The sequence below is a fragment of the Bifidobacterium longum subsp. longum JCM 1217 genome, assembly GCF_000196555.1.
Taxonomy (GTDB): domain Bacteria; phylum Actinomycetota; class Actinomycetes; order Actinomycetales; family Bifidobacteriaceae; genus Bifidobacterium; species Bifidobacterium longum.
The window spans coordinates 1,141,848-1,160,514 of the sequence record NC_015067.1 but is presented as its reverse complement, the minus strand read 5'-3'; the positions used below and the strand labels follow the sequence as shown (position 1 = coordinate 1,160,514).

13 protein-coding genes and 1 pseudogene are annotated in these 18,667 nt (G+C 68.9%); 9 read left to right on the top strand and 5 right to left on the bottom strand.

The window, feature by feature from the left end; translation table 11 throughout:
• Positions 1-7: 7 nt before the first annotated feature.
• Positions 8-253: pseudogene (locus tag BLLJ_RS05060) on the top strand (IS607 family transposase); the annotation flags it as partial.
• Positions 246-1,547: an IS607 family element RNA-guided endonuclease TnpB gene (tnpB, locus tag BLLJ_RS05055; protein ID WP_013582676.1), complete on the top strand. Its 1,302-nt coding sequence runs from the start codon at positions 246-248 to the stop codon at positions 1,545-1,547. The pseudogene BLLJ_RS05060 and the gene tnpB, both read left to right, overlap by 8 nt.
• Before the next feature lie 83 nt (positions 1,548-1,630).
• Here tnpB and BLLJ_RS05050 read toward each other — a convergent pair whose 3' ends face one another.
• Together BLLJ_RS05050 and BLLJ_RS05045 are read right to left on the bottom strand one after the other, a co-directional pair.
• Entirely contained in the window at positions 1,631-2,701 is a 1,071-nt protein-coding gene (locus BLLJ_RS05050; protein WP_230473319.1) for a DNA polymerase III subunit beta, read from the bottom strand.
• A gap of 48 nt (positions 2,702-2,749) precedes the next feature.
• A complete protein-coding gene (locus BLLJ_RS05045; protein WP_013582674.1) occupies positions 2,750-5,119 on the bottom strand; it encodes a hypothetical protein in 2,370 nt (789 codons plus the stop codon).
• A 48-nt stretch (positions 5,120-5,167) separates the two neighbouring features.
• Between BLLJ_RS05045 and BLLJ_RS05040 the strand changes: the two genes are divergently transcribed.
• Complete coding sequence (locus tag BLLJ_RS05040) at positions 5,168-6,118, top strand: hypothetical protein (protein WP_013582673.1); 951 nt, start codon at positions 5,168-5,170, stop codon at positions 6,116-6,118.
• Here BLLJ_RS05040 and BLLJ_RS05035 read toward each other — a convergent pair.
• Positions 6,115-6,549, bottom strand: a complete 435-nt coding sequence (locus BLLJ_RS05035; RefSeq protein ID WP_016507653.1) for a hypothetical protein — start codon at positions 6,547-6,549, stop codon at positions 6,115-6,117. The two genes, BLLJ_RS05040 and BLLJ_RS05035, sit on opposite strands and share 4 nt — an antisense overlap.
• Positions 6,522-7,313, bottom strand: coding sequence for a nucleotide-binding protein (locus BLLJ_RS05030; RefSeq protein WP_013582672.1), 792 nt, complete (start codon positions 7,311-7,313; stop codon positions 6,522-6,524). Before BLLJ_RS05030 ends, BLLJ_RS05035 begins: the two co-directional genes overlap by 28 nt.
• A gap of 351 nt (positions 7,314-7,664) precedes the next feature.
• Between BLLJ_RS05030 and BLLJ_RS05025 the strand changes: the two genes are divergently transcribed.
• The 4 genes from BLLJ_RS05025 to BLLJ_RS05010 all read left to right on the top strand — a co-directional run bounded on the left by BLLJ_RS05025 (position 7,665) and on the right by BLLJ_RS05010 (position 10,699).
• Complete coding sequence (locus tag BLLJ_RS05025; protein WP_013582671.1) at positions 7,665-8,234, top strand: hypothetical protein; 570 nt, start codon at positions 7,665-7,667, stop codon at positions 8,232-8,234.
• Positions 8,234-8,551, top strand: a complete 318-nt coding sequence (locus BLLJ_RS05020) for a hypothetical protein (protein ID WP_032740791.1) — start codon at positions 8,234-8,236, stop codon at positions 8,549-8,551. The genes BLLJ_RS05025 and BLLJ_RS05020 overlap by 1 nt, the downstream gene beginning before the upstream one ends.
• Positions 8,552-8,653: 102 nt before the next feature.
• The gene (locus BLLJ_RS05015; RefSeq protein WP_032740789.1) at positions 8,654-10,360 is read left to right on the top strand and encodes a PD-(D/E)XK nuclease family protein; all 1,707 of its coding nucleotides are present in this window, start codon (positions 8,654-8,656) and stop codon (positions 10,358-10,360) included.
• A 45-nt stretch (positions 10,361-10,405) separates the two neighbouring features.
• Positions 10,406-10,699, top strand: coding sequence for a hypothetical protein (locus BLLJ_RS05010; RefSeq protein WP_013582669.1), 294 nt, complete (start codon positions 10,406-10,408; stop codon positions 10,697-10,699).
• Between the two features lie 95 nt (positions 10,700-10,794).
• Here the strand turns inward: BLLJ_RS05010 and BLLJ_RS05005 are convergent, their stop codons facing one another.
• Positions 10,795-12,069, bottom strand: coding sequence for a hypothetical protein (locus tag BLLJ_RS05005; protein ID WP_013582668.1), 1,275 nt, complete (start codon positions 12,067-12,069; stop codon positions 10,795-10,797).
• Positions 12,070-12,132: 63 nt separating this feature from the next.
• Here BLLJ_RS05005 and BLLJ_RS05000 point away from each other — a divergent pair, with 63 nt between their 5' ends.
• Entirely contained in the window at positions 12,133-15,414 is a 3,282-nt protein-coding gene (locus tag BLLJ_RS05000) for an FtsK/SpoIIIE domain-containing protein (RefSeq protein WP_230473311.1), read from the top strand.
• 261 nt (positions 15,415-15,675) lie between these two features.
• The gene (locus BLLJ_RS10030) at positions 15,676-18,597 is read left to right on the top strand and encodes a CAP domain-containing protein (protein ID WP_013582666.1); all 2,922 of its coding nucleotides are present in this window, start codon (positions 15,676-15,678) and stop codon (positions 18,595-18,597) included.
• The last annotated feature ends 70 nt before the right edge of the window (positions 18,598-18,667 follow it).

Here is an 18,667-nt window from a genome sequence, read left to right as displayed (position 1 = left end):
CGGCCAGGACCGGACAAAAAAAGGGCTGATCGTGGAGCATCGCGACAGGCTCGCCCGTATGAACGCGGGCTTGGTGGAGAGCGCGTTGAAGGCGCAGGGACGCCGAATCATCGTGGTGGATGACACGGGACTGGATGACGATTTGGTGCGCGATATGACCGAGGTGCTGACCTCGTTCTGCGCGAGACTGTACGGAAGGCGTGCCGCCAAGCACAAGACGGACGCGGCGTTGAGGGCGGCACGCGATGCTTGAGGCGGTCAAGGTGGCGCTCGACCCGACGCCACGGCAGGAACGACTCTTGGAGTCCCATGCTGGTGCGGCGCGATTCGCGTACAACGCGGGACTGGCGCACGTCAAGGACATGCTTGAACGGCAGGAGAAGCCGGAATGGTCATACTACGCGCTGCGCGGGTGGTGGAATCAGGCCAAGGGCACGCTCGCCGTCAACGCCGTGACGGGCGAAACGTGGTGGCGGAAGAACAGTAAGGAGGCGTACAACGCTGGTCTTAAGTCTTTGGCGGACGCGCTGTCGAACTGGTCGAAGTCTCGCAAGGGATTGAGGAAGGGGCGCAGGGTCGGCTTCCCCCGATTCAAGTCCAAGGACAGGGCGACACCCCGCTTCGCGTACACGACGGGTTCGTTTGGTCTCATTGACTATGACCCTTATGCGCTGCGGCTCCCGAAGATAGGCCGCGTGCATTGCATGGAGAACGTATCCAAGCGGGTGGATGGCGCGAAGATACTGCGCATGAGCGTATCCCGGCATGCGGGACGCTGGATGGCGAGTTTGACCGTCGAGCGCAAGGATGGTCCGATGCCCACGCCGCTGAAAGGTGGTAGTGTCGGCATCGATTTGGGTGTGAAACAGCTCGCCACACTGTCAGACGGCACCATCATCCGCAATCCACGCGCGTTGGACTCGAACCTCAGACGATTGAGGCGGGAACAGAAGAATCTGAGCCGCAAACGGAAAGGCTCCAACCGCCGCCGCAAGGCGAGAACGAGAGTCGCGCGTCTGCACGCCCGCGTGGCGGACCTACGCCGCGACCTACTGGACAAGACCACCACCATGCTCGCCCATGCCTACGCGGACATCGGCATCGAGGACTTGAACGTGGCGGGCATGGTCAAGAACCACGGGCTCGCCCAATCGATTCAGGACGCCGCGTTCGCGGAGTTCCGACGTCTACTGACCTACAAGACCGCACGCGCCGGCGCGAGGCTCCACGTCATCGACCGCTGGTATCCAAGCAGCAAGACATGCTCGAGCTGCGGGACGGTGAAAGCCAAACTGTCCCTGTCCGAGCGCGTCTACCATTGCGAGGAGTGCGGGCTTGTCATCGACCGCGATCTGAACGCGGCCATCAACATCCAAGTCGCCGGGAGTGCCCCGGAGACGTTAAACGCGCGTGGAGGGGACGTAAGACAGACCGGCAGCAGTCGGACAATGCCGACCCCTGTGAAACGCGAACCAAGCGGCGGCGAGAGCCGCGTGAGGCTTGGAGCTGGTCTCGGCAACGAGGCCATGCAGATGACTTCGCTCTAGCGACAAGCTAAAACAAAGTCATCTACAACGGTGTCGCGTCCGTCCGGACGCGACACCGTTTCCCCCGCATGTCGGGGACAATCCTAACGGACGGGCATCACCAAATGCTCCACCGCGGAATCGTCCTGTTCGAACAGGACGGGCTTCATTTCACGGGTCTTCACCACCGACACCCTGTCCGCATCCATGCCCGCAAGCACGGTCAGCAGGTAATCCGCGTTCAGTTTCACGTCCACATCCCCGGTGATGTCCGCCTCCAGGAGACGCACGCCCTGCGAATCCGCATCCTGCCCGTCGCCCGCATACCGGACGCGAAGCATCCCGTCCCGCTCGTCCAGGATCAGCGGGATGATGCCCATGCGCGAGTCGAAGCAGACGCTTTTCAGCATGCGCGCCGCATCCATCAGGGCGCGCCTGTCCACGACCGCCACGCCCGCCGGATCCCCCGGCCTGTCGAACAGGCGGTCCACCATCGGATACTGTCCGGCGGTCAGCATGATCGCGTCCGTGAACCCACCCGTATCCACAACCATCATCCGGTCCGTGAACCCGATCGCGTTCACCCCCTTCGCATTGCGTTTCACCCAATCCGCGTCCGCCAGCCATTCGCCGTCCGGCACGCCGCCGACCGGGATGGACCTGCGGCCGGCCATGTACCGGTTCGTGGCCGTCGCCGTCAGCAGGCCGCCGGCCGCGACGAACCTGACGGACGCGAGGACCGGCTGGTCCCTCGTGCCGCCCGCCTCCGGGGCGACGCTGCCGCACAACGCGGCGTACGCGTCGGCATCCACGGGCACCATCCGCTCCGGGGCGGCCGGTTCGGCCGGACGATCCCCCTCATCGCCCACACGCATGCGCAGCGACGCCTCGCCGCCACGCAACGTCAGATACACGCCATCCGCCTCCACGCCGATCTCGCCCGACGGCATCGCGTTCGCCAACGCGTTCAGCCACAGGCCCGACACGACCGCGGAACCCGCCTCCAGGACGGTCGCGTCCACACGGCCATGCGACCACTGGCTGTCGCCCGCCGCGCCGATCGCCAGGCCGTCATCCGCGGCATCCAACGCGACATACGGGTTGTCGCGCTCCAGCACGCGCGCCGCATGCGCGACCATGTTCGCGAACTCCCTCGCATCGACCAATACCCTCACCATCATGTCCTTTCCACACAAAACAACGGTTTGCGACCCGGGTATGCGTCACACGGGCGCGCCCGCGTCGAAATGGGGGACGGACAGGATCATGGGAGGCAGGCCCGCCATGTCCGGGGGAGGGCCGACCGTGCGCACCAGCACCGTGTGCAACGGCAGGCCGCGCACCGTCGCCGGATCCGACCCGACCGCCACGGCGGACGGGCCCGCCGTCAGATCCGCGCGCAACACGAACGTGCCGACCGTCATCAGGCCGGTCACCGAGGCGAGCAGCCCGCCCTCCAACTGGACCGCGTTCTGCGTGCCCGCCACCAGCTGCACGCCGTACGCGCGCCCCTTCTCACGCAGCCAGGCGAGGATGTCCGCGTTGCCGCCACCCGTGTCGCCGTCCGCGCCCAGCACGTCCGTCAGCTCGTCGACCAGGATGCGCGCCGCACGCCCCCGCGCCTGCCAGCCCGCGCAGGAGGCGACGATCTCGTCCTTCAGGCCGCGGAACAGGAGCGCGCCGATCAGACGGCGCGCCCCGTCGGGCAGATCCGCATGCCGGCCGTCCGCGCCCGTCCGGATCGCGGCGCCCAGGTTGACCATGATGCGCACGTCGCCCGCATGCGCGGACCGGCGGATCACGGACGCCCAGGACAGGACGCGCCGGGACGGCGCGAACACGCGGCCCGCGGACGCGAGCACGTCCATCTTGTTCATGGGCGCGCGCAGCAGGCCGGCAAGCTCCCCGTCGCGGATCTTCGGCGTCCCCTTGTCCGACACGCCGCCATGCAATCGCTCCACCGCGTCCCGCACCCCACGCGTGTCGCACGCGAACACGCTCGCACGGCCCAGCATGCGCGCATCCATCACCCCGTTACGTCCCAAAAGGCGCGCCGCATATTCGACCCAGCCATCCGGCACGGGAACGGAGCACGCGTTGCACCGCGCCCCCAGATCCGCCGCCGCCAGACCCTCCAGGGCGACGAACGTCGCGTCACGCAACTGGATGCGCGACTGGGGGCCGATCTGCTGGACGCCCAACGCGGCCTGCATGAGATCCGCGAACCGGCCCGCACGCTCCACGTTCGACCCGGCGCCCAGCAGGTCGATCATCGGCGTGCCCGGATCGTTCACGTCCACGACGAGCAGGCCCGGGATGAGACGCTTCAGCACGGGCTGCGCGTCCACGCCCTTCGATTCGAAGTCGACGAGCACGTCGCCCGTCCGATGCCGGCCGCCCATCCACCCGGCCACCCCATGCATCATGTTGCTTTTCCCGCCGCCAGGCTCGCCCATGAGGAACACGCCGCCGTACAACGCGTCCACGCTCATGCGCACCGTGCGCCGTTCCGCGTCCACGCCCAGTATGGGCCCGTCGCACCCGTCCAACTGGTCGGGCATGACCGTCAGCGCGCTCACCGACGCGTTGCGCCGTCCCGACGGGACCGCCAGGGCGGCCAGCGCGCCGCACGGCAACGGCAGCGTGGACCGTTGGAACGCGTACGCGTGGACGCGCCGCTTCCGGCCCGGCCCGTCCGCGTTCTGATCGTCGCCCGCCATCCGGGTCTTCAAATCCGCGGCGCGCGCCCACCGTCTGCGCGCACGCCACCAGTAATGGCGGGGCCTCTGAGCCAGATCGTTCACGGGATCATGGCGCAGACGCCAACGCACGACCGCCCCCGCCGTCCCGGCGAGCATGAACGCGGGGACGGTCATGAGCCAGGCGGGCGCGGCGGGCAGGAGCAGGACGGCAGGCACGGACACGGCCGTCAGGAGGAGCATGCACAGGAGGAACCCCAGGCCGGGACGGCTCACATGCGCGGACAGGCCCGGCACCAGGCCCAGGTTCAACGCGTTCGCCGCCCGCTTCGCCTGATCCATCGCCGTGCGCGGATCCGCGCCGCCCGCCATCACACGGCACGCGCCCAACCCCTCGCCCCTGAGCTTCGACGTGTCCGCCTGCATGTTGTACTCGTCGCCCAGCCAATCCGACAGGCGGCCCGACTCGACCCAGCCGAGCCGGCGCACGTTCACCACGATCACCGTGTCCTCGCCCGCATCCAGGCGGGGACGCTCCATGCTCGGCTCCCCGTCGCGCGCCGTACGCGCCAGGGACGCGCTGATCGGGACGAACGCGTGCGCCCACACGCGGGGACGGTCCAGCACGTCCGGCCGCCCGCACGCGCGAATCGACGCGTGCGCCGCACGGGCGACCAGTTCGCCCGCCTTCTGCCCGTACCGGTCGGACACCTCCACCCACCGGCGTTCGCCGGCCGCCACGAGCCGGCACCCGTCGTCATGCCTCCACCAGTCCAGCCATCCGGGACGCGACGACAAGCCGATCGCGTCGGCCATGGCCTTCGCGTCACGCTGGAACCTCACATCGTCATCCGTCTCATCCGCGCGCGGCGCGGGAACCAGTTCGAACCACATGCCCGCCCCTATGCCCCGGAACGCATACGCGCGCGTGAAAGGAGGCCGATGGGGGCGGATGCGCGGCACGGGATCGCGACCTCGATCGGACGCATGATGGGCGAATGGAAGCCGAAACACAGGCTGGCCGACGATCCGGCCGCCAGGGAGGAGCTCGACCGGCATGTGCGCGGCATCGACTGGACCGACAGGGCCGTCGAATTCGGATCCCGGGAACGGATGCTGGCCGCCGCGTGGATGCAGCAGACCGACCTCGTGGAAGGCGAGATGCGACGCCTCTACCCGGTCGAGGAGCAGCGGGACACCATGACCCGCTGGGTCACGGTCCGCGTGTTCGAGAAGATCACGGGCGTGCCCGTCGAATCGAAAAGCACGCAATGGAACTGGAACGGCCTGTGGGATCCGACCGAACCCACCAGCTTCTGCGGATGGGTTCGGCGCATCAGCCTGCCGCTCGCCCAGTGGAACGCGAAACGCGTGCTCAAAACCAGGACGCCCAGCGCGAGCGCGTTCGAGACCGAGGACGGGCATAATCCCGTGTACGACGACGCGTCGAGCACGAGCGTGGCCGGCGGCAGCATGGCGTCCGCCCCGTTCGAACGCGATCCGACGCTCAGGGTGCCGCGCCCCGTCGGCCGGATCAGGGAGCAGATGATGCGCGCCGTGACCGACGGCACATGCGAGGACGCGATCCGGATCGCACGCGACGCGGGCCTGTGGGACCATACGCTCGACAGGCTCGACGCGAACACCGCGTGCATGCTCATGCTCGCCCCCATCCCGCAGGACATGGCGCCACTCCTCGAACACGACCCGCATCCGTGGACCGGCATGCATGACGCCGTCCGCCTCTACTGGCCGACCCAGACCAGCCGGCGGCGCGTCTGGCAGCCCGACCTGAAACGCGCCGTCCAACGGGTCGCCGCCGCCAACGACGTCACCGAATTCGACGTGATCAGGGAGCTCGGCACCATGGCCGCCCGCCTGATCAGCGACTAGGAGCGTACATGCGCGAACGGGTCCGGGCCGGACAGGCGGAACGCGTGCCCGCCATGCGCGTCACGCATGTCCAGGCTGATGGCGAGCAGCCATGCGGCGAGCCTCGCGCCGCCCGTCCGCTCGTCCAACAGCCAGGCGAGCGTCAGGGATCCGGCGCGCGCCCCGTCCACCCCGCACCATCCGGCCGCGATGCGCGCATGCCGTTTGCATGTCGCCGTCCGATTGTCGAACGCGGCCTGTTCGACACGCCAGATGTGCAGGCGCAGCAGCGGCCTCGATCCCAACGCGTCACGCAGCAGGTCGGACAGGGCATGCGTGAAATCCCCGCGCTCCGCCTTCGCGCGCACCGCGACCAAGGCCTCCGCGCGTATCAGGTTCGCGTCCCGCGCCGCCTGGACGCCGCTCATCGCGTCCGGGACCATGGCAGCCATGATCGCCCCCCCTCCGCCGGGTTCCATGCATGAGGGTCGACGCCCATCCATATGCATGCGCCGCGCAGCCAATCCGGTTCCATGCCATGCGCCCATCCGCACGCATGCGAGTCGATGAGCCGGCGGCTCGCCTCATCCCACTCGTCCACGCCCCCGTATTCGGCGAGCCCGTCGAGCAATGCCCGCCAGCGGCGGGCCGGCCACGGCTTCACGCCGGGAGGCGCGACCGCCACCGCGCGGATCCGGTCCGGCCGGCGGATCGCGTCCAATGCGGCGAGCCCGTCGTCCGTCTGCGAGCCGGACTGGCCGATCCTGAACAGGATGCGCGCCCCGCCCGTCTCGACCATGGGCCGCATGACGCCGCCCGCGAACGAAGCGGGATCGTCCCACAGGCGCCCGTCGACACGGTCCGCGTCCACGACGATCATGTCGCACATGGCCCGCAGTCCGATGACCGCTTCCAGGTAGTCGTGGGTCATGTCCCTGGAATGCGGGTCGGCGGGTCCGGCGAGCAGCGCGAACATGCCGCCCGTGTCCCGGGGCCGGACGAGCGCGGACTGCAATCCGTCGACGAACGCGTATTCCAACGCCTTCGAATCGGGGACGTTCAGCCAGGCGCGTTGGGACTGCTGTCCGGGGTTGCCGTCGACGAGCGCGGTGCGCAGCCGGGCGGAGCCGAGCGCGTGGGCGAGCATGCGGGCGGCGGTGCTTTTGCCGATGCCGCCGGATCCGCCGGTCACGAACGTGATAGCCGCCTGAGTCATGGCGGGCGGCTATGCGCCCCCGAAACCCGGTTTTTTGCAAGGAAAAACGATCCCTCCCCTTGATGTGATGCTGTTTTGTGGTGTGATGTCCGTCGCGTGTGTTCCTGGGTGTCGGTGTCCTGTCTTTTTTCTTTTCCGATGGCTGATGGGATGGTGTCGTATCGTGTTTTCCTCTTTTGCTCTTTTTCTCTTTTTCCTTTTCTTTGTCTCCTTTTTTTCGTTTTCGTCCGCGGCTTGCGCCGGACGCCCGCCGGCCGCGCCGCCGTCTGTTCGACGGGGCGTGGCATGATGCGTCGCACGCGCATAGGGGCGGCGTGACGATATCCGTCCCTGGATTGAAGGAGCAATAGCATGTCGATGTTCGATGGTGATCGGGGTTGGAACGGTTTCGACCCGCAGCCGGAACCCGTGCCGGAACCCGTGCCGGATGTTCCGGCCGCGCCGGAACCGCAGGCCGACGCGGGGCCGGCGGAGCCGAAGGCCGTGGAGGCGAGGCCGCGTCCGAAACGCGCGCGCCCCGCGTTCGCGTGGACCGCGGATCGGGTGCGTCAGGCGCGCGAGGCGCTGGCCCTGCTGGACGACGGGCGGACGCGCCGCGTGGTCGCGTCCGCCGCGGACGTGGACGCGGACGATGCGGACCGTCTCGCCCTGGCCGTGTTGAAGGGCGGCCTGTCGGCGCCGGTCGGCCTGCTTGTCGCATGGCATGACGAGACGGATCCGCTGCGACGCGCGATCCTGGTCGGCCAGGCGTTGGAGAAGGACATGGCGGGCGTCAGGCGCGCCGCCAGGGTCGCGCTCGCGCTCGACCCGGATCTGGCGGGTTCGGTCAAGCCGACGGGCTCGTCGCCCACCGACCTGCAGTACGCGCTGGCGTCCGCCGCGCCCGGCCTGGATGTGGATGCGGTCAGGGGGTTGGCCTGATGGTGATGCCGGGCATGCTGGCCGCGGGCCAGACGGCGCGTCTTTTGGACGTGCCGGAATCGTTCCTCCCGCTCCTGTCCGAACATCATGCGCTGCCCCGGCCGTCGGCGGACGGCTCGTATGACGCGCGCATGGTGAGGGCGGCGATGGCGCGTCTGCCGTGGCTGCGCCGTCTGGGCGTCCCGTTGTGCGACAGGGAGCTCGCGCGGATCGACCCGCGGCTGACCGTCCCCCCGTTCAGGGGGTTCGAGTGGGCGTCGCGCCGGTACTGCCCCTTGTGGGAGTGCCTGGACCATGCGTGGAGGCTCGCCGCCTGAACCGGCGGCGACATGGGCCGGGACCCGTCGTCCCTTTCCTTTTCCGGGAGGGGGCCGGCGGGCCCCGGCCTGTTTTTTTTCGGGGGACGCATAAGCGCGCGTATGAGTGATGAACTGTTGATGACGTTCGATATGGGGGCGGGTGTCGCCCGTGCGCGTCTGGCGCGTCCCTCGCACGCGTCGTTCAGCGCGTTGGACAAGTGGATGTCGTGCCCGGCGCGTTGGGCGGCGGAGAAGCTGATGCCGAAGCCCCGTCTGTGGGGCAGTCCGCTCGTCCTGGGCGGCATCGCGCACGCCGCGTTGGAGCTTGCCTGCCGTACGCCGGATCGTGTCGCCCCGGATTGGCGGGCCCTGTGCGCCAGGGGCGTCGGCGTGGAGTACGAGCGGTGGAGGGCGCGGGGTTGGGGCGATGAGCCGATCCCGCCCGGCGTGGCGATGCCGGACGGTTCGCCCGCCACGCAGGATGATTGGGTGGGGGCCGCGGCGGCGAAGCTGTCGGGGTTCGTTTTGACGGACGCGTTGGGCCGCGTGTTGGAGCCGGCCGCGTTGGAGCAGGATCTGGAGGCGGATGTCGACGGCATCCCGTTGCGTGGCGCCGTGGACTATCGTGACGTGGACGGCACGGTGGTGGATTGGAAGACGGGCGGCACGCCGAAGTACCGTGACGCCCGCCGGCGGCATGCGGACCAGCTGCGCCTGTACCGGCTGATGCTGGAGGCGAACGGCGTGTGCGAGGTGCGTGCGGCGCGTGACGTGTATGTGGAGCATCATGCGTGGGCGGCCGCGGACCTGTCGGATGCGGCGTGCACGGACACCGTGTCCCGTTTCCATCATGCGTGGGACGGGATTGTGCGCGCGACGGGCGCGGACGGGGACGGCGTCCTGCCGTTGAGGCCGTCGGGCCTGTGCGCCTGGTGTCCGGTGGCGCGCGCCTGCCCGCTGGCCCGGATCATACCGTCGGGCCGGCGGGACGCCTTGTCGAGCGTCGGTCCGGACGATCCGCGCGTCGGGTTCGCGGGGACGCATACCGGCGGTTGGAATCATGTGGGAAAGGAGCCCGTCATGCTTGATCTGTTCGGATTGGACGCCCCCGTCGCGGAGGCGAAGCCCTCGGGGCCGGAGGGGGAGGCCGTGGCGCGTCCTCGCGCGGGCCTGCCCGCCCCGGCGCCGGATCCGTGGGAGACGCCGCAGGGGCGTGAGACGATGGACCGGTGGATGGGTTCGGGTCCGGGCGAGGATCCGTGGAATCCGACGCCGAAGCCGGAACCCGTCGCATCCGGGACGGAACCCGCGACGGATCCGGAGGCGAAGCCGGAACCCGTGCCGGAACAGGCGCCGGAATCCGCCGCATCCGAGCCGGAGCCCGTGCCGGAGGTGACGCTCGCGGAGCGCAGGCCGTACGACCCGTCCTGGTCGGAACACGGGTTCAACGTCGCCGGATACGGGTTCACGCAGCTGACGCTCACGTTCGCCCGCGCCGGCCTGCTCGCCGACGGGCATACGGAACGCATCCGCCCGATCGCGCTGGAACTGCTGCGCGTCCAATGGGCGGCGGCGCGCAAGGCGTACGGGCCGATCGTGCCCGACGTGCCCGGACTGGCCGAAGGCCGGCCGGAACGGGCCGCCCTGTTCGCGTGGCTGGACTCCACGCTCGCCCGCGACGTGGAACGCGTGATCCGCCTCATCCTCGACCATGACGGGGACGGGGAGGGGACGCTGGACGCCCGGCTGGAACGCATCCGCGCCGCGGGACGCCTCGCGGCCCTCATGCTCGCCGAATCCACGCGCATGCTGCGCGGGGACGCATAGCGGGCTTCGGAAAACGGCATCAATCATGGACGAAAGGAAGACGACATGGTCCGATTGAACGGTAAGGGCGGCGTCGAATACGCGGTGCGCCGCGATATGGACGGCGCATGGCTGTACGACGCCGACCTTGACGGCACGGACGGCGCATGGGAGCCGGACGCGCAGAACGCCACATGGTGCGCGTCCAAGGAGGACGCGTTGCACGTGGCCGACCTGAACGGCCTGACCGGCGTGGAATACGCGCTGGCCGGCGGCTACTCCCTGTGGGAGCGCGACTGGGTCAACGAGGAGGAGATCGGCGAGGACTGGGAGCCCGCCGAACCCCGACCCGTCGCATGACGGGCCGTTCCGGCACAGGAAGAGGGGCCGTCCGGTCCCGCAACCCCATCGGGGCAGGCGGGAACCGGACGGCCCCCTCTTTTCTTCCCTGATCGTCACGCGTCCGCGTCCCGTACGGCCCGGTACTCGTCGACCTCACGGTTGGGGATCTGGTAGACCGCGTGGATGAACGCGCGCATCTCGGTGAGCCGTTTCGGCTTCACGTCCTCCATGAGCCCCGTCGTCCTGCTGCGACGGCGGCGCGTGTACTGGGTGTGCGCGCGCCGCGCGTCCATGTCGTCCATGGCGAGGAAACGGACGGCCGCGTCACGGCTCATGCATTTCCTGTAGGCGAGCATGCGCGCCGCGTTGCCCTGACCGCCTTTGCGCCGACTGTACGCGTCGAGCAGCGCGGCGCCGCCCCTGTCCGTCCTTTTCTGGCCGATCAGCCCGATTTCGAAGTTCACGTCGTCCCACCGGTCGTCCGGGTTCGCGTTGCCGTGGCACAGGTTCCAGAACGCCCTGGCCTGGATGTCCGGATCGTCCATGCGGGCGAACACGTGGGCCATGCGGTCGCACTCCTGCTTCGAGGGGACGCCGTCGGTCGGCTGGTACAGCATCCTGAGGTAGGCGCGGGACGCGGCCCCCCGCGGTTCGGGCATGATCCCGCTCTTGCGCTTCCCGTCCCGGTCGGTCCATTCGCCGTGCACCGGCCTGCCGTCCTTGTCGCGTCGGATCTTCGTGTAGTTGATGAATTTGAACGCGCTCGCCTTGTCGTCCGGGTAGCCGGCGCGGATCACGTTCGCGCTCGCGTTCGCGTCCTCGTAGTGCAGTTCGCGCAGGATCCGGTCCGCCGTGTCCCGGTCGGCACGCCGGGCGAGGCTCGACGCGATCGTGGATGCGGGCAGATACCTGCGGTTCGGGCTCGAATCGATGGCGCGGCGCCGTGAATACGCGCTCGCATGCCGGTTCGCGGCACGGATCAGGGCGCGCCGGCCGGCGGCCGGGTATTCGCCCAGGTCCGCCTGGAACGCGGCTCGAACCGCGGCCTGCGTTTTCGGATCGTGCCGCATCACCGTCGAGTCGAGTCCGGGCACGGACGGATCCTCACGGAACAGGATGTTCCCGTCCCCGTCGTACAGGATCGCGCCGTCCGGCCCGTATTCGACATGGTCGGCCATGTCGAGCAGGCCCCGCGTCTCCGACGCGCTTTTCACCTGTGTATGGTCGGTCAGCGCGCGCATGCGCATGCTTTCGCTCGCCATGGCGATCAGCGGGTCGGGCGGGGCCACGTCGCCGCCCGCATCCCCGCCCGTCCTGTCGAACGTGCCCGCATACCCCTGCGGCAGTCCGCTCGGCCTGTGGCTCCTCCCGTTCCTGTCCACGCCCATGATGGCTCCTTTCCGTGGTCGTCTGCGGGGGCGCCTATGCGCGGGCCGGCATAGGCGGCGCGCATGGCATACCGTCGGAACGGCCGGTCGCGGCCGAAAACGAAACGGGACGAACCGTCCAGCCCGCACGCGTTCGTCCGTGTCCTCACGCTCGTCGTCGCGCTCATGCTGACCGCGTTCCGTCTGCCGGGCATGACCGTCTGGTGTCTGGGCTGGCTGGCGGCCCGTCTGACGGCCCGGCGTCCCGTCCTGTCCGGCAAGGGTCTGGACGGCCGGCCGGCGCCCGGGGACGAGAGGGAGCGGCGCATGGAGGCGTCATGGCGTCGCGCCTCCCGTTGGCTCGACGGCGGGCTGTCTCCCCTGTATGCGGACGCGATGCCCGCCATGGCGATCGCATGCCTCGACTACGGGTGGATATCGTCCGCGTCCGGCACGTGGCGTCCGATCATGGCGGGCGCGGACATGCTGGCCTGCTGGCTGGCCGTCATGGGCGTCGGCCAGCAGCGCCGCGACATGACCTGCACCGTGCGCGGCCTGGATTCGAACATGCGGCGCATGCGCGTCAGATGGGCGAGGAAACGGCTGCCGTGGATACTCACGGGACTGGGCGCGGGACTCGTTCTCGGCGTCCTCCAATCCGCGTGGACGGGCGTCTGGTGGCCCATGCCCATGCTCATGTGCCTGGGCGCCGCCGCCCCCATGTGGCCCGCATGGCGGGCGAACCGGAAACGCTTCCATACGGATTATGAGAGCCGCCTCATGGTCGGCCGGTGGATCGCGGGCCTGAACAAGCCGCCGTTCGACGCGCTGCCCGGCGGCGCGCACGACACGCGTGTCGGCGCGGACGGGTCGCGCGTCTTCCAACTGGACGTGTCGAACGCCGTCCAATGGGCGAACGATTCGACCATGAAGACGTTCACGCCCGTCACCCAGGCGGACGGCATGCTTGCGGGCTTCGCGTTCATGGGGCGCGACAGGACGCGGGTCACGGTCGCCGTCTGCCCCGCGGACGCGCCCGACCCGGCGGACCTGCTCGCCGACCGGACGATGCTCGAAGCGCGCCTCATGGTCGACGAGACGCGCATGGGCGCCATGTACGGCGCGTTCCCCGGACGCGTCACGGACGTGAGGATCGTCGCGTCCCGGGACGGCAGGCCCGCGGTCCGCTCGTTCCGCATCGACGGGTCGAACGCCGACTGGGACATGATCTCCCGCGACTGGCTGAAGGGGGCCGCGCCCGGCGCGTTCGGCGACTGGATGAACACGGAGAACATACTGGTGACCGCGGATCCGGGCGGCGGGCACGGCTGGGTGAGCGTGGACGCGGACTGGGACTCCTATGAATGGGACGTGGAGACGATGCGGCCGCTCATGTCCGACACGCTGACCCGCCGCCATGACGATCCGGTCCGCTACATGCGGCTGATCGGCGAGGACAAACGGTTGAAATCGATCATGTCGGGCGGCCTGGAACCCGTGAAACTGCCCGCCCCCGAAACGATCTTCCACGACAACACGGAAATCATCGCCGATCCGGCCGGCTGGCGGATCACATCGTACGCGATGGCGATAGGCCGCGCGTACACGGCCGCCGACTACATGCGTTCGAACCTGCGCGGCGCGTTCTCGGAAAGCCCGATCGCGGACTTCCTGCCCTGGCTGGAAGGAGACCGGCCCCGCTCCCGGCTCCTCCAGTTCGTGCACGCGCCCAACACGGACGACAACCGGGGGATGCCGGACACGCTGCGCGCCCTGACCGGCGATTCGAGGGCGCGCAGCCTCCTGGCGCGCGTCATCGTGTCGCACGCGTGCGCGCTCGCCCTGAAGACGCCGCCCACGGTCGGGGCCGCAAGCCAGTTGGGCGTGGGCGCGAACAGCGCATGGCGTATCCCGATCCGCCTGGAGGGCGGGCTGACCGCGTCGGATCTGCGTCGCGTGCAGGAACGTCTGAAAAGCGCGATGGGTGCGGACGAGACGCTGTGGGAGTGGCGCGACCAGGGGCATGCGATCCTGTGGGCGGGCGGCGTGCCGAGCATGGACGCGCGCGACTGGCGTTCCCGCCGGGACATGGACCGGATGATCAGGCTGCGCCTGGACGAGGCGTGGGCCGCGTCCAAGGCGACGGGCGCGGACGGGCGTCCCGTGACCACGCTGCGCGTCGAGGACGGGGGCGGCCGGCTCGTCAAGGCGTCGTTCGCCCTGCCGGCCGGCCTGGGCGTGGAGGGCGCGATGGGCCGTCTGGACGCGTTCCGCGCGACCGGCGGGTTCATGTACGCGCGCCGCGTCAGGGGAGATGCGCCGCTCACGCTCCTCCTGTCACGCATGGATCCGCTGCCGGAACGGGTCATGGCGGACTGGCGGCTCATGGGCGCGGACCCGGATTCGACGGGCCTGCCGTTCGCGGTCGGCGACGACGGGCGCACGGTCCTGTTCGACCCTCATGACACGGCGCATCTGCTGATCACCGGGCAGACGATGAGCGGCAAGACGAGCGCGGCCGTCACCCTGGTGAACGCCGCCCTGTTGCACGGCTGGCAGGCGTTCGTCGGCGATCCGGTGAAGTCGGGCAACGATTTCGCGCCCGTGAAAGGCAAACTGTCCGGGTTCGCGACCGGGTTGGACGAGTGCGCGGCCATGCTCGACTGGATCGACCGTGAGGGGCGGCGCCGGCTCGCATTGCAGAAGGAGCATGGGGCGGAGAACATCGACATGCTGCCGGCCGGCATCCGCCCGCCGCGCATCATCGTGTTCCTGGACGAGTTCGTGAGCCTCCTGGAACTGTCGAAGGGCGTGAAACGGAATCCGACGGGCGACCCGGATGTGGACAACATGATCATGATGGACGCGTGGCGCGACCGGCTGAAACGCCGGATCGGCGCGTCGGTGAGCCATATCCTCACCCAGCATCGCTCCCAGGGGATCACGATGATCCTGGGCTCGCAGATGATGAAGGCGGAGAGCATGGACGCTTTGCCGGACGCGGGGCTGGCGAAGAGCCAGATGGGCCGCCTGTTCGTCGGCGCGGGCGACGTGAGGGGGAACGTGAGCGCGCGGAACGAGAGGGAGGGGGGGCCGGCTGATCCGTCAGGCCATGGATTCGGGCGGCATGCCGAAAGGCAGGGGCGTGTACGAGCGCATGGGGCGCGGCCTGCAGATGGTGCAATGCTGGTGGTGCGGTCCGAACGCGGACGTGCGGGCCCGCATGGCGGGCGTGCCGGACGCGACGCCGGTCGACTGGTCGGATCTGCTGCCGGCCAAACCGAAGCAGGTGGGCGTCGTCGACCAATCGTCGGACGCGGACGGGGATACGACGGTGAACGTCGCCGCGGACCCGGACGACGATGATTGGGTGCTCGACTAGGGAAGGCGTACGGGCGGCGGGAGCGGCCTGTACGCCGCATTCATGTCGATGATGGTCCGCATACGCCCATGGGAACGGGTCGGGGATCGCCCGGTCCGCGATGTCATGGCGGATGCGCCCGGGACGCATACGGGGCATGCCGGCGGGTCCGTGCGTCGCATGATGAGACGGGACCGTCGGATATGGTCCACTCTTTCCTATGATGGAGGGTTGGATGAGGAAGTCCCGGAAGAAAGGATTCGAACATGTCACGCAAACTCACATCAGTCGCGGTGGCCGCGACGGCCACGCTCGCCACGCTCGCCGCCCCCGCGGTCGCCATGGCCGACGAGACCACGACCACGGATCAGGCCGGTCAGGCGATCGCGCAGGCGCAGGACAGTGTCGCGCAGGCCCGACAAAGCACGGCGGACGCCAATCAGGCGATCGCGCAGGCCGCGCCTACCGGCGTGACCGAGGCGCAGGCGAAGGCCGACGCCGCCGCAGCCGCGTTGGACACCGCCAAGCGGAACCTCGACGCCGCCGCCGCCCAGCAGCAGACAGCCGCGAACGGCCAGCAGCAGGCCCAGAAGAATTATGACGATGCCAGCAAGGCCCAGCAGCAGGCCGCACAGGATGCGACCGACACGGCCGACAAGATCGCCGCCGCCCAGCAGGCCGCGAACGCCGCGTCCAACGCCATCAACGACGCCAACAAGGCCATGCAACAGGCATCCGACAACCAGTCGAAGGCAGAAGCCGACAAGCAGACCGCACAGACCGCGAAGGATGAGGCCACGGCCGAATCCGCCTCCCATCAGCAGGACGCCGACAAGGCCCAGACCGATATCGACGCGGCCGACAAGCAGACCACGGACGCGCAGAAGAAGGCCGATCAGGCGGATACCGCCATCAGTGATGCGCAGAAGAAGGCCGACCGGGCCGACGCGGACGCGAAGCAGGCCGCGAGCGACAAGGCGGCCGCCGAGAAGGAGCTGGCCGCGGCCAAGCAGCAGCAGGCCACGGCGACCGGCGACAAGACGAAGGCCGACGAGGCGGTGAACGCCGCGCAGGCCAAGCTGGCCGCGGCCGAGCAGGCCGAGGCCAAGGCGCTTGAAGCCAAGCGGAAGGCCGATGCCAAGGTCGAGCAATTGTCCAAGGATGATGGAGGTCTTTCCGACCTGGCCGCGAAGCTCGAAGCGGCGAAGAAGGCCGCAGCCGATGCCGCGGCCGCCCAGCGGAAGGCGGAACAGGCGCGGAAGGACGCGGACAAGACGGTGTCCGACTCCTCTTCCAACGCCACGGCGAAACGGCAGGCCGCCGAACAGGCGAAGGCCGAGGCCGACCGGCTGAAGCAGGTCGCGGCGGACGCGCAGTCGAAGCTCTCGCAGGGTGCGGTCGCCTACTTCGGCGACCGGAACGCGTCGGACGCGGTCAAGGTCCTCACCGACAAGGACACGACCCTCTACCTGTCCAGCATCCAGAACGGGGCGAAGGGCGATGCGACCAGCCTCGACAACATGATCGCCGCGCTCTCGTATATCAAGGAGGCGAACCAGCTTCGCGCCAAGGAGGGATTGGCGCCGTTGAAGGTGTCGGACACGCTCATGGCGATGAGCATGGCGAACGTCGACTGGTCCGACGACAACATCGGCCATTCCGGCCAGTTCGACGTCGGCGAGAACATGGCCTGGGGTTACAAGGACCCGTTCGACGGCTGGTACACGACCGAGAAGGCCAATTACGAGAAGGACATGACCGACGGCGTGCTCGACGGCCAGGACAAGGACGGGAACGCGGTGGGCGAGACCGGCCATTATCTGAATGTCGTCAACAAGAGCTACGCGGTCACCGGTTTCGCGATCAGCCAGAACGGGACGCTCGGCTACGGGACCACGCACGGGCAGACGTTCCAGTACGCGGCCCCCGACCAGTCGGGGCGTGTCATGGACGTGGACGCGTATCTGGCGGATCTGACCGCATGGCGTGATTCGCTGACCAACGCGGACGCGAACTGGCAGGCCGCATTGTCCAAGAGCAAGCAGGCCGCACAGGACGCCTCCGCCGCGGCCAAGGCGCTGGCCGCCGCCCAGCAGTCCGCGCAAAAGGCCGCCGACAAGGCCCAGCAGGCCGCTCAGAAGGCCAAGGATTTGCAGGCTGCCGCCGACGAGGCGCAGAAAGCGTATGACGAGGCCGTGAAGGCGAACGAGGACAAGGCCAAGGCGTTGGAGGAAGCCAGGAAGGATCAGACGGCGAAGAACGAAGCGTACTCCGCCGCCCAGCAGGCCACCAAGGAAGCCCAGACCGCAGCCGCCACCGCCACCGACGCCCAGACCGCAGCCCAGACGGCAGTGGACAAGGCGAACACGGCGGTCGCCGCCGCACAGGCGAAGATCGATACCGCCGACAAGCTGGCCCAAACCGCCGCCAGGAACAAGACGGATGCGGAAGCCGCGATCAAGCAGGCCAACACGGACAAGACGAAGGCCGCAGCCGACCTGGCCGCCGCCAAGACCGCGAAGGCCGAGGCCGAGAAGGCCAAGCAGGCCGCGCTCGACGCCAAGACCGTTTCCGACGCGAAGGTTGAAGCCGCCGACAAGCAGGTCAAGGCCGCCGACGAGGCCATCGCCGACGCCAAGGCCGCATACGCGAAGGCGAAGGACGACCTCAACACGGCCACCGGCAAGCTCCACGACGCCCAGAACACCATCAAGCGTCTGCAGAACGCCGAGGAGAACCTCAAGAAGGCGAACGCGAAGCTGACGGAAGCTCAGTCCAAGCTGGACGCGGCGAACAAGGCCAAGGATGAGGCCGACAAGGCATACGCCAACGCCAAGGCCGACTATGACGCCAAGCTCGCCGACAAGCAGGCGTCCGACAAGGAGCTCGCCGCCGCCAAGCAGGCCGAAGCCGAAGCCCAGAAGAAGGCCGAGGAGGAAGCCAAGAAGCAGCAGGAAGCCCAGAAGAAGGCCGACCAGGCCAAGAAGGATGCCGAAGCCAAGAAGCAGAAGGCCGAACAGGCCAGGAAGCAGGCCGCAGGCGTGACCGGCGACGGTCTGGCCTCCACCGGATCGGACACCACCGCAATCGCCACGCTGGCGGCGATCATGACCATCGCGGGCGCCGGCTGCGTGCTCGTGAGGGTGCGTGCCGCCAAGCATGCGGACGGATGGCATGTGAACGACTGACGGATTCCAATCCGCCGGGAACATCAAGGACCCGTCTCATCCGCGAAGCAACATCACGGATGAGACGGGT